Annotated in this window: 10 protein-coding genes; 1 reads left to right on the top strand and 9 read right to left on the bottom strand. The window is 64.8% G+C overall.

Going from position 1 to position 11,188, the window contains the following annotated elements; genetic code table 11:
* Positions 1 to 42: 42 nt before the first annotated feature.
* The 8 genes from SY1_RS03075 to SY1_RS03110 are packed head-to-tail and all read right to left on the bottom strand — an operon-like array spanning position 43 to position 7,423.
* The gene (locus SY1_RS03075) at positions 43 to 1,341 is read right to left on the bottom strand and encodes a TRAP transporter large permease (protein WP_015556145.1); all 1,299 of its coding nucleotides are present in this window, start codon (positions 1,339 to 1,341) and stop codon (positions 43 to 45) included.
* Complete coding sequence (locus SY1_RS03080) at positions 1,341 to 1,838, bottom strand: TRAP transporter small permease (protein WP_015556146.1); 498 nt, start codon at positions 1,836 to 1,838, stop codon at positions 1,341 to 1,343. The genes SY1_RS03075 and SY1_RS03080 overlap by 1 nt, the downstream gene beginning before the upstream one ends.
* Positions 1,839 to 1,895: 57 nt before the next feature.
* Entirely contained in the window at positions 1,896 to 2,909 is a 1,014-nt protein-coding gene (locus SY1_RS03085; protein WP_015556147.1) for a C4-dicarboxylate TRAP transporter substrate-binding protein, read from the bottom strand.
* Between the two features lie 46 nt (positions 2,910 to 2,955).
* On the bottom strand, positions 2,956 to 4,029 hold the full coding sequence (gene pdxA / locus SY1_RS03090) for a 4-hydroxythreonine-4-phosphate dehydrogenase PdxA (RefSeq protein ID WP_015556148.1): 1,074 nt from the start codon (positions 4,027 to 4,029) through the stop codon (positions 2,956 to 2,958).
* Between the two features lie 35 nt (positions 4,030 to 4,064).
* Positions 4,065 to 4,973 (bottom strand): 4-hydroxy-tetrahydrodipicolinate synthase, encoded by a 909-nt coding sequence (dapA, locus tag SY1_RS03095; protein ID WP_208872666.1) that lies wholly within the window; start codon positions 4,971 to 4,973, stop codon positions 4,065 to 4,067.
* 43 nt (positions 4,974 to 5,016) lie between these two features.
* Positions 5,017 to 6,171, bottom strand: a complete 1,155-nt coding sequence (locus SY1_RS03100; protein ID WP_015556149.1) for an iron-containing alcohol dehydrogenase — start codon at positions 6,169 to 6,171, stop codon at positions 5,017 to 5,019.
* Complete coding sequence (locus SY1_RS03105) at positions 6,171 to 6,722, bottom strand: nucleotide-binding domain containing protein (protein WP_015556150.1); 552 nt, start codon at positions 6,720 to 6,722, stop codon at positions 6,171 to 6,173. Before SY1_RS03105 ends, SY1_RS03100 begins: the two co-directional genes overlap by 1 nt.
* Positions 6,695 to 7,423 carry a four-carbon acid sugar kinase family protein gene (locus SY1_RS03110; protein ID WP_015556151.1) on the bottom strand — a complete coding sequence of 243 codons (729 nt, stop codon included), beginning with the start codon at positions 7,421 to 7,423 and terminating at the stop codon, positions 6,695 to 6,697. Before SY1_RS03110 ends, SY1_RS03105 begins: the two co-directional genes overlap by 28 nt.
* Positions 7,424 to 7,597: 174 nt before the next feature.
* Here SY1_RS03110 and SY1_RS03115 point away from each other — a divergent pair, with 174 nt between their 5' ends.
* Positions 7,598 to 9,553, top strand: a complete 1,956-nt coding sequence (locus tag SY1_RS03115) for a sigma-54-dependent transcriptional regulator (RefSeq protein WP_208872667.1) — start codon at positions 7,598 to 7,600, stop codon at positions 9,551 to 9,553.
* Here the strand turns inward: SY1_RS03115 and SY1_RS03120 are convergent.
* A partial coding sequence (locus tag SY1_RS03120; RefSeq protein ID WP_208872668.1) for a leucine--tRNA ligase occupies positions 9,531 to 11,188 on the bottom strand: 1,658 nt, incomplete at its 5' end. The two genes, SY1_RS03115 and SY1_RS03120, sit on opposite strands and share 23 nt — an antisense overlap.

The following is an 11,188-nucleotide window of genomic DNA, read 5'->3' on the forward strand; positions in this document are numbered from 1 at the left end:
AGGCTTTACCGCCTCCCTCGGAGGGGGAAGCTCCTCCTGACCTCAGCGCACCCCGTAAAGCAGGTTGGGTAGCCAGGTGGAGAGGAAGGGAACGTAGGTCATCAGCATTAAGATGATAATTAAGAGAGCGTAGAACACGCGGCACTCCCTGATGAAATCACCGGTGGTGCAACGGGTCACGCCGCAGGTGACGAACATGAGGTTCCCCATGGGAGGCGTGATGGAGCCGATAGCCATGTTAAAGATGAATATCATGCCAAAATGCACGGGGTCAATGCCGAAGGCTACCGCCACCGGGGCTAGCATAGGAGCCAGCACGATCTGCGCCGCCGTGGCTTCCACGAACATCCCCACCGCCAGCAGGAAAACGTTCACGGCGAGGAGAAACACGTACTTGTTGTGGCAGAGCGCGATGAGCTCCGCCGTCATGGTCTGGGGGATGTTCTCCCAGGTTAGAATCCAGCTGAAGCAGGTGGCTGCCCCTACGATCAACATGATGGAGGCGGTGGTGGCTACAGTTTCCTTGATGCAGGTCAAAATGTTGTCCAGGCGGATTTCCTGGTAGAGGATGCCCAGCAGGAGGGCGTAGAAGATGGCGATGGACCCGGCCTCAGTGGGGGTGAAGATGCCCATGCGAATGCCGCCGATGATGATGATGGGGAGGCACAGGGGCAGGAACGCGGGCTTGAAGGCCTCCCAGAGCTCGTAGATGGTGGCGCGCCTCTCGGAGAGGCGGGGGATGCCGTTCTTCCTGGAGAAGCGGGATACGATGATCATCATGGCAGCGCATAACACCGCCGCAGGTAGAATACCGGCCACGAACAGGCGGCCGATGGAGGTGCCTGTGATGGACCCGTAGATAATGGCGGCGATTCCCGGCGGGATCAGGGGCGTGATCATGGAGGATGCCGCAGTGATGGCGGAGGCGAAGCCATTGGAGTAGCCTGCTTTGCGCATCTCTGGAACCAAGAGCTGTGCTTCCATGGCGGCGTCTGCCAGGGAAGAGCCGGACATACCTCCCATGAGGGTGGAGAGGGTGATGTTCACCTGGCCCAGTCCGCCGTACATGTGCTGGGTCAGGACCTTGCAGAACTGGAGCATACGCCCGGTGATGCCGCAGTAGTTCATCAAAACCCCTGTGGCCACGAAGAATGGGATGGCCAGCATGGTCACGGACTGCATGCCGCTGATGATGCGTTGGGTGGCCATCATGGCCGTGAAGCCGGTGTCTGGGGCGGAGACGAAGTAGGCGATGCAGGCGCCCACCACGGAGGCAAAAACGGGGACGTTGGCGAAGAGCAGCACGAGCATAATGGCTGCCGATAGGGCGATAGGTGACATTATGCCTCAGCTCCTTCCTCTTGCGCAGCTTCCCTGTTCCGGAGGAATTTGTCCCAGGCTATAAGGCTGTACTGGATGATCATCAGCACGCACCCGATGGGAACCGCCAAATCAATGAGGCTGTAGCTGATCTTGAAATAGGGTGTAACCTTCTTCGTTACGGACATCATCAGCTGATAGCCTCCCTTTGTAAGGTAGGCCAGGACCAGGACCGTGATGAGATAGTCCACGATGTCCAGGATACACCGGGCCCTGGGGCTGAGGCGCACGGCGATCAGGTCGATGCTGACCTGACTGCCCGTGCGGAAGGCGACGCTGCCACCGAAGAAGATCGTCCAAATGAAGAAGAATATCTGCATCTCCTCCATCCAAGCGAAGGGTCGTCCCATCACCTTCCGCATGAAGACACCGGCCACCGTCATCACCACGATGAGCACCAGTCCCACGCCGGCGACCAACGTGTCCAGGTTCAAAAGTGCGTTCAGTGTCTTTTTCATGTCGACTCCTCTGTCATCAGGAGGAGCGGGCGTGCCGCCGCCCCTCCTGACCGATCCCTAATGATTGATAATGGCCTGGATTTTGTCGTAAAGCCCCTTAGACCAGGTACCTTTCTCCTCGTATTCCTTGTAGAGCTTCACACAGGCATCCTTGAACTCCGCCTGGGCGGCCTCGTCCAGGGTGATGATGGTGCAACCCTCGTCGGTGAGGGCTTGTTGCATCTTCTGGCTGACCTGCTGGTAGAGGTCGTTGTTGTAGAGGGCCGCCTCCTTGCCGCAGGAAACAATGGCCTCCTGGTACTTCGGGGGTAGCTTGTCCCAGAAAGTCTTCCCCACGATGAAGTTGGAGAAGGTCATCTGGTGGTTTGTCATGGTGACGTTCTTGCAAACCTCCTGGAATTTGTTGTTGTAGAGGGTAGTCAGGGGGTTCTCAACGCCGTCCACCACGCCCTGGCTCAGGGCGGTATACACCTCGCTGAGCGCCATGGGGGTGGAGGCTGCGCCCAGGTCGTTGAACATGGTGACGGAGATGTCGTTGTTGGGGACGCGAATCTTCAGTCCCTTCATGTCCGCCAGGCTCTTGACGGGGCTGCGGGTCATCAGTTGACGCTCGCCATACACCCAGTTGGTGGAGATGATCTTCAGGCCCTGCTCCTCAAGCTGAGCGGCGACCTCCCCCCACCAGTCGCTGTCGGTGATCTGATACATAGCGGACCATTCGGAGAACAGGAAGGGGCCCATGACCACGCCGAAGTCCGGTACGTAGTCCATGAGGTAGGAGCCGTCGGCGATTGTACATACGTTCTGCCCCATGAGCATCATTTCGATGAGGTCGGCCTTGGCTCCCAGTTGGCTGGAGGGGTACACTTGAATCTTGACGGCACCGTCCGTGGCCTTGCTCACGAGCTCCGCCCATCGGTCGCAGCCGTCGTCGATGGGGTCGCCATCCGTCTGCTCAGTGCAGAGCTTCAATACGAACTTCGCCTCGGTGGCGGAAGCCATGGAAGCGCTCCCGCTGATTACGCTCAAAGCCAGTCCCAGAGTCAGCAAAAGAGCAAGCGTTTTCTTCATAACAATGAACTCCTTCTTAAAGTTGAGCTCGGTTACCGGCTCAGTTTTACCCCCGGTGCTCCGCCAGCCGGATGCCGTAGTCCATCGCGTTGACCAGGCTCAGGGCGTTGGCGCCGCCGCTGCCGGCGTGGCCGTACCCCGTGCCGTGGTCCACGCTGGCGCGAATGATCGGCAGGCCGAGCGTCACGTTGACCCCCGCCACGGCCTCCCAGCGCTTTTCGGCCTTGTTGTAGACGAATCCTTTCACCTTCAGGGGGATGTGCCCCTGGTCGTGGTACATGGCCACCACGATGTCGTACCAGCCGCCGATGGCCTTGCTGAAGATCGTGTCGGGTGGCGTGGGCTTGCGGTCGGGGACGTTGATCCCCTGAGCCAGCGCCGTGTCGATGGCCGGCTGAATCTCCTGAATATCCTCCGTGCCGAACATGCCGTTCTCGCCGCAGTGGGGGTTCAGGCCCGCCACCCCGACCTTCGGGTCCCGGATGCCCAGAGCCAGACAGGCGTCGTTTGCAATTCGGATGCAGTCCAGCACCCGTTCCTTCTTCACCCGATCGCAGGCCTCGCGGAGGGAGACGTGGGTGGAGACGTGGACGACGCGCAGGTTCTCGTGGGCCAGCATCATGGTGTACTTCTGCGTGTGCGTGTAGTCGGCGTAGATCTCCGTGTGTCCCGAATAGTGGTGCCCCGCCAGGTTGATGGCCTCCTTGCTGAGGGCGTTCGTGACCGTGGCGTCCACCGTGCCCGCCATCGCCATCTGGATGACCCTCACCACGTACTGAAACGCGGCCTCGCCGCCCAGCTTCGTGACCCCCAGTCCAAAGGGTTTCGGGGCCGCCGGGTCGCCGGGGATGTCGGAGGCCTTCACGAGGCCCAGGTCGAGGACGTCAATGACGCCGGGGGTGAAGGCGGCCTCGCTCACGGCCTTGACGGGCCGGACCTCCAGGTCCGCTCCGGAGAGCGTCCGGGCCGCCGCCGCGGCGTATCGGATGCTGGATGCATCGCCCACCACGAGGGGACGGCAGCGATCGTAGACCGCCGCGTCGGCCAGGGCCTTGACGGTGATCTCCGGCCCGTTGCCGAAGGGGTCCCCCATGGTGATGCCGAGGATGGGTTTGTCCATGGAACATGCCTCCTTAAGAAAGACAGGCTGCGGGCCTAATGGAGCCCGTTCTCCCTGCAGTGCTCCAGGGCCTCCTTCAGCGCCTTCATGCCTTCGTCGGACAGGCGACAGAAGGGCCTGCGGCAGGCCCCGACGGGATAGCCCAGAAGCCCCGTGGCGATCTTGATGATCGTGTTGGGGTTGCCGTACTTGAAGCAGTTTCGGAAGGTGCGGATGCTGTCCTGGACCCTCATAGCCCGTTTGAGGTCCCCGGCGGCGAAGGCCTCGTAGATCTCCGCCATGGTGTGAGGGAAGACGTTGGCGCAGCCCGCGATGCCGCCCCTGCCTCCGAAGACCAGCCCGGGCAGGATCAGGGCGTCGTTGCCGGAGAGGACGCTGAAGTCCTTGTCCAGGGCGCTCGTCAGCTCGATGTACTGCTTGAGGTTGTCGAAGTTCCCGCTCGAGTCCTTGGCCCCTGCGATGTTGGGGGCGTCCCTGGCCAGGCGGGCCACCGTGGCGGGCGCCAGGGCGTTGCCCGTGCGGGGCGGGATGTTGTAGAGCACGATGGGCAGGTCGACGGCCTCGGCCACCGCCATGTAGTGGTCGTAGAGCTCGTCCTGAGAGGCCGCGGCGTAGAAGGGAGCCACGATGGAGAGGGCGTCGGCGCCCAGCTCCTGAGCCCGACGGCTCAGCCGGACGGTGTCCGCCGTGGTGATGAAGCCTGTCCCGGCGTAGACGGGGACCCGCCCCCGCACCTCGTCGACAACAGCCGTCAGCACGCGCTCCTTCTCCGCGTCGCTCAGGGCGTAGCCCTCTCCGTTGGTCCCAAAGGCGAAGATGCCGTGGATGCCCGCGTCGATCATGCGGCGGACCTGGCTGCGAAGCTCCCCCTCGTTGACGCTCTCGTCCTCGTTCATGGGGGTCAGGATGGGGACGATGATGCCCCTCATGTCGATCTTCTTCAAGGTCGTTCTCCTCCTCTGTCCTTCCTGTTCGGCTCGTAAAATGCTACAGGATCTCCTGATAGATCCGGCGGGCGTCCTCCTCCGTGACGGGGCGACGGTTGTTCACCAGGAGGCGCGTGACCTGCATTCCAGACTGTACCAGCGATTCCAGGTCTTCCTTGGGCACGTTGAACTCCTGCAGGCTGACGGGGATGTCGAGGTGTCTAACGATCTCCTCGATGCGGGTGATGACGGCTGCGCTCTTGGCCTCCGTCGAGGAGGCGTCGCCGTGGATGCAGCGGTCGTAGGCGTGGGCCAGCAGCTCTCGACAGGCGGGCTCGTTGAAGCGCATCACGGGCGCCAGCAGGATGGCGTTGGAGACGCCGTGGGCGATGTGATACCTGCCTCCGAGGGGGTAGCTCAGCGCATGGACTGCCGTGGTGCCGGAGGCCGTGATGGCGATGCCGCCGTAGAAGCTCGCGATCTGCATCATGCGCTTGGCCTCCATGGCCTTCGGGTCGTCACAGGCCCGCTCGATGTTGTTCAGGATCATGTCGAGGGCCTGAAGGGCGAAGATGTCGCTGAAGGGGTTGGCCTTGTTGCTGGTGTAGCACTCGATGGCGTGGGCCAGGGCGTCCAGCCCCGTGGCCGCCGCGATCTTGCGGGGGAGCTTCTTGACCATCACGGCGTCCAGGACGACGTAGTCCGCGATCATGCGCGGGTTGACGATGCCCACCTTCAGCTCCTTTTCGGGCACGGCCACGATGGCGTTGGGCGTGGCCTCGGCCCCCGTCCCCGCCGTGGTGGGAATCATGAGGGTCTTGACGTGCTTGCGGGCGCGGCCGGGGTCCTCCAGAAGCTCCTTGATCCCGTACTCGTCGGTCATCAGGACGCTCGACAGCTTCGCCGTGTCCATGACGCTGCCGCCGCCCACGGCCATGATGAAGTCCGCTCCGCTCTCGCGGCACTGGTCCACCAGCTTCTGAGCCTGAGCGTAGGAGGGCTCGGCCGGCAGGTCGTCCAGGACGGTGAACTCGACGCCCGTCCTGCGCACCTCCGCCATGGGGGGCTCCAGGAGCCCTGCGCCCTCGATCCCCTTGTCGGTGAAGACGGCCAGCTTCTTCACGCCGTTTTCGGCCAAGACGTTGCCCACGTTCGTCAGCGCGTCCTCGCCGCTGTAGACCGCGCTCGGCATCTTCAGATCGTACTTCGTCAGCATCAGGCTTTCTCCTCTCTCCCGGCGCCAATCCGGTCGGCCAGGCAGCACAAAAGGTCCGGTTTGCCAAACCCTCCGGACTTGGCAAGGATGTAACGGGCCCTTCCCCCGTAGACGAAACTCGTCAGGACGACGCCCGGAGCCATCTCGCAGACGGGCGTCAACTCGTGCGTCCCCACGGCCTGCATCAGGGCCAGCAGCGTGTCCCCGCCGACGCACAGCAGCGTGGCCTCGAGCCCTCGGTCCAGAAGTCCCTTGGTCAACTCAGCCAGCGCTTTGGACACCCGAACCCGGGTCTGGGGCAGGCTCAGTCCCATGGCCGCGGCCCGCTCCTGCGTCTCTGCGCTTCCCTCCGGGTCGTTCGTGTCCAGGATCACCCGGCCGTACCGACGGGCCCTCGCCAGGCAGTCCTCGATCAGGGCGGAGCTCTCGTTCTCCGACGGCCAGGCCTCATCGAGCTTCTGCCGCACGCTGAGATGGACGTGCTGGAAGCCGCAGCCCTCGGCGGCGGCCGTCTGGCGCCGCGTCACGGGGTTGACGCTGCCGCAGGCCATGAGGAGGTGCCGGGGGCGAGGGAGGGGACCGCGGCGGGGCGCGCGGCCGGCATCAGGAGGTCTGCCAGGACCGAGGCGAATCCGGCGCAGCCCGCCGACAGGCGCAGGCCCTCCGGGCCGAGGGCGCGTGCGGTGAGCTTCAGGTCCTCGTCCGTCGTGGCGTCGTAGACCTGGATGCCCTGGCCCATCCCCGGCTCCCCCGGCCTGCGGACGAAGACCGCCTTTGACGTCTGCTGGGCGATGACGTCGCCGATCCGGGAGAAGCGCACGGGCTCGAAGGGGTCCCGACCGAAGACGCTCTGGTCCAGGGGCAGGCCGTCCACGTACTGGACGCCGTCCCGCGTGATCCGGCCCATGGAGGGGAAGGCGGGGACGAAGGGCAGGCTCTGAACGCCCGCTGCGTCCATGGCGGCCGCCAGCTCGCTGCCGACGTTCCCTCGAAGCCCGGAGTCCGTCTTCTTGTAGATGTAGGGGACGCCCGCGCGAAGTGCCGCCGACACGGCACGGTGGACCGCCGCGTAGGCGGCCTCCGGCGCGAGGTGCCGCGTCTCGGTGTCCAGCACCAGCACCTGCGCTTCGTCCCGGCTGAAGTCCCGATCGAGGTCCGTCACGACCCGCGTGGAGGCCCCACGGGCCACGAACTGCACGCCCGTGTCCAACGCTCCCGTAAAGTCATCGGCTACGATCAAAAGGGATACCATCGTCCACGCCCCTCAAACTCCGTCTCGATTGTTAAATAATGAAACAAATTCAACGCCTGTTGGTTCGGCTACTTCGATCCGCTATAATTTTGTCGTGGGGCTTCCTCGAATGGCCTCATTATACCGGGGGATTTTGGATTTGCAAGAATTTTAAGCGAATGATTTTGTTTCGTTTTGAAACAAGGTCTGGAATTGGAGGGGAAGGAGGGGGACGTGAGGGTGGAACGGCGGATCAGGCTTTTGGGCGTCGCTCCCTACGAGGGCATGGGGGCCCTGATGCAGAGGCTGGCGGGGGAATACCCGCAGGTTGACCTGACGTCGTTCGTTGGGGACATGGAGCAGGGGTTGGAGGCGGTGCGGAGCAGCTTTCACGGGAACTACGACGCCCTCGTCTCCAGGGGCGGCACGGCACGGATGCTTCAGGAGCACCTGACGCTTCCGGTCATCGAGATCGAAGTGTCCGCCTACGACGTCCTCTGCGCCCTGAAGCTGTCGGACGACGTGGCGGCCCCGACGGCCATGGTGGCCTTCGCCAACATCACGAACAGCGCGCGGCAGCTCTGCGAGCTCATGGGCCGTCCGATCGAGATCGTGACCATCGAATCCCCGGAGGAGGTGGAGCCCGCCCTGCTGCGACTGCGGGAGAGGCGTTTCGAGGTCGTCCTGTGCGACGCGATCTCCCACGCCGCGGCCAGGCGGCTGGGGATGAACTCCTTCCTCATCGCATCGGGCGCCGACAGCGTCCGTCGGGCCTTTGACCAGGCGGTCCGGCTCTACGACAGCCAGGCGCAGCTGTGGGCGGAGAACCGTTTTTTCAAGGAGGTCATCCAGGGGCAGGTGGGGCAGACCGTCGTCTTCGACGACCGGGGACGGCTCTTTCTCTCCTCCATCGAGAACCCCTCCCCCAGGCTCCTGGCGCTGTTGAGGGGCGAGATCGAGAGGGCCGGTGCGGCGCAGGAGCGTCGGATCCTGCGCAACGCGGACGGGATGCTCTACTCCATCCGCAGCCGGCGCGTCGAGGCCGGGGGGCTCTCCTGCACGGCGTTCTTCTTCACGGCCCACCGGTCGCCCCTGTCGCCCCGCCAGATGGGCATCCGCTTCCTGACGCGGGAGGAGGCGGAGCGCATCTACGACGGCAGCCTGCTGAGCCTGGCCGACGGCATCGCGGACTATCGGCGGGACCTGGACCGCATCAATCGGAGCGAAGCCCCCGTCATGATCACGGGGGAGGACGGCACGGGCAAGGAGCCCATGGCCTGCGCGCTCCACGTGCAGGGCGCCCTGAGCCGAAACCCCTTCGTCGCCGTCAACTGCAGCCTGCTGACGGAGAGGAGCTGGAGTTTCCTGACGGAGCGCCACTCCTCGCCCCTCTACGGAGAGGCCTGCACGCTCTACTTCTCGAACCTGGACGCGCTGAGCCCGGAGCGCCGCCGGCAGCTCCTGGCCATCCTCTCCGACATGGAGGTGTGCCGACAGAACCGCGTCCTCCTCTCCTGCGCGTGCCGCCAGGGGGAGTACGCCTCCGAGGTCGGGTCCCTGTTCCTGGACAGGCTGTGCTGCCTTTCCCTCTGTCTGAGGCCTCTGAGGGAGACCGCGTCCCGCATCCCCCTCCTGCTGAGCCTTCTGCTGAATCGTCTGAACGCGGACCTGCCGCGCCCGATCCTGGGGGCGTCTCCCGAAGCGCTGCGCCTCCTCCAGGAGTTCCCCTGGCCCCACAACGCCACTCAGTTCCGAAGGGTGGTGGGGGAGCTGGTGGTGACGGCTCAGGGGCGCATCAGTGCGGAGGACGTGCGGCGGACGCTGGGGCGCGAGCGCCACGTGGGGACGCTCTCGCCCAACGCGGAGAACGCCTCCGCCCCCCTGGACCTGAACCGAACCCTGGAGGAGATCAATCGGGACGTCGCCCTTCGGGTGCTGGAGGAGGCGGGGGGGCAACCGCACCGCCGCGGCCGAACGGCTGGGCATCAGCCGCACCACGCTCTGGCGCATGATCCGTCCCCTTTGACGCCGGAGGGCGGGCCGCGGAGAACGGCAAAGAACGGCAAAGAACGGCAAAGAACGCAAAAAGGGGGCCTCCGCGGGAGGCCCCCTTGCAATCGCGGAAGGACTAGCCCTTCACCACGATGTTGACCAGGCGGTCGGGCACCGCGATGACCTTGAGGACGGCCTTGCCCGCGAGCTTCTCCTGCACGGCCGGGTCCGAGACGACGCTCCTCTCGAGCTCCTCCCTGGAGAGCCCGGCAGGGCGCTCCAGCCTGGCGCGGACCTTGCCGTTCACCTGAACGACGATGGTCGCCACGTCCCGGACCAGCGCCGCCGGGTCGGCCTCCGGCCAGGGGGCCGTGCTGATCACCTCCTGGTGCCCCAGCATCTCCCAAAGCTCCTCCGCGATGTGGGGGCAGAAGGGTGAGAGGCAGTGCAGGAGGGCCTCCACGGCCTCGGCGCGCAGGGAATCCGCCGTCTCCCCCGTCTCCTTCAGGGCGGTCAGGCTGTTCGTCAGCTCCATCAGGCGGGCGATGGCCGTGTTGAACTGCTTCTCCGTCTCGATGTCACACGTCACGTCGCGGATGGTGGTGTGGATCTTCCGCTTGAAGTCCCGCAGGGCGTCCTCATCGAGCTCTCCCATGGGGACGATGCGCCCCCTGTGGGCCTTGAGCGTCGCCAGGTTCTCCTCCACGCAGCGCCACACGCGGCCCAGGAAGCGGCTGGACCCCTCCACGCCCTTCTCCGACCAGTCCAGGTCGTTCTGGGGCGGCGCGGCGAACAGGATGAAGAGCCTCACGGTGTCCGCGCCGAACCGGTTCACGATCTCCGTGGGGTCCACCACGTTGCCCAGGGACTTCGACATCTTGGCGCCGTCCTTGATGACCATGCCCTGCGTCAGCAGGTTGGTGAAGGGCTCCCGGACGCGGATCAGGCCGATGTCCGCCAGGAACTTCGTGAAGAACCGGGCGTAGATCAGGTGCAGGCAGGCGTGTTCGATGCCGCCGATGTACTGGTCCACCGGCATCCAGTAGTCCACGTCGGCCCTCTCGAAGGGGCGTTCCGCGTCGCCGGGGGAGCAGTAGCGGTCGAAGTACCAGGAGGAGCAGAAGAAGGTGTCCATGGTGTCGGCCTCACGCTTGGCGGGGCCGCCGCACCGGGGACAGGTCGTCGCCAGCCAGTCCGGCAGGTCCAGCAGCGGGGAGTGCCCCACTTCCTTGACCGTCACGTCCTCCGGCAGGCGCACGGGCAGTTGGTCCTCCGGCACGGGCACGTCGCCGCACTGCGGGCAGTGTACGAAGGGGATGGGCGTGCCCCAGTAGCGCTGGCGGGAGATCAGCCAGTCGCGCAGGCGGAAGGTGACGGTCCTCTTGCAGTAGCCGTTTTCCTCGCCCCACTCGATCATGGCGGGGATGGCCTCCTCGGTGGTCATCCCGTCGAAGCGGCCGGAGTTGGCGACGATCCCGTGCTCCGTGAAGGCCTCCGTCATGGTGTCGCCGTCCAGGACCGTGCCGTCCTTCGGCTGGACCACGGGAACGACGGGGATGCCGTACTTGCGGCAGAACTCGAAGTCACGCTGGTCCCCCGCCGGCACGCCCATGATGGCCCCCGTGCCGTAGTCCGTCAGGATGTAGTTGGCCAGCCAGATGGGAACGGGCTTGCCCGTGACGGGGTTGATGCCGCTGAAGGGCGTCTTGAAGCCCAGCTTTTCCGCGCCGGCGTCGGAGCGCTCGATGGAGCTCTGGGCCGCGGCCTTCCGAACGAAGTCCCCCATGGCCTCGG

The organism is Fretibacterium fastidiosum (genome assembly GCF_000210715.1).
In the GTDB taxonomy this organism is placed as follows: Bacteria; Synergistota; Synergistia; order Synergistales; family Aminobacteriaceae; genus Fretibacterium; species Fretibacterium fastidiosum.

Excerpts from the sequence above, each read along its gene's own strand:
- SY1_RS03100 (WP_015556149.1), bottom strand. The coding sequence starts at position 6,171 with ATGCTGACGAAGTACGATCTGAAGATGCCGAGCGCGGTCTACAGCGGC.
- SY1_RS03080 (WP_015556146.1), bottom strand. The coding sequence starts at position 1,838 with ATGAAAAAGACACTGAACGCACTTTTGAACCTGGACACGTTGGTCGCC.
- SY1_RS03110 (WP_015556151.1), bottom strand. The coding sequence starts at position 7,423 with ATGGTATCCCTTTTGATCGTAGCCGATGACTTTACGGGAGCGTTGGAC.
- pdxA (WP_015556148.1), bottom strand. The coding sequence starts at position 4,029 with ATGGACAAACCCATCCTCGGCATCACCATGGGGGACCCCTTCGGCAAC.
- SY1_RS03075 (WP_015556145.1), bottom strand. The coding sequence starts at position 1,341 with ATGTCACCTATCGCCCTATCGGCAGCCATTATGCTCGTGCTGCTCTTC.
- SY1_RS03085 (WP_015556147.1), bottom strand. The coding sequence starts at position 2,909 with ATGAAGAAAACGCTTGCTCTTTTGCTGACTCTGGGACTGGCTTTGAGC.
- SY1_RS03105 (WP_015556150.1), bottom strand. The coding sequence starts at position 6,722 with ATGGCCTGCGGCAGCGTCAACCCCGTGACGCGGCGCCAGACGGCCGCC.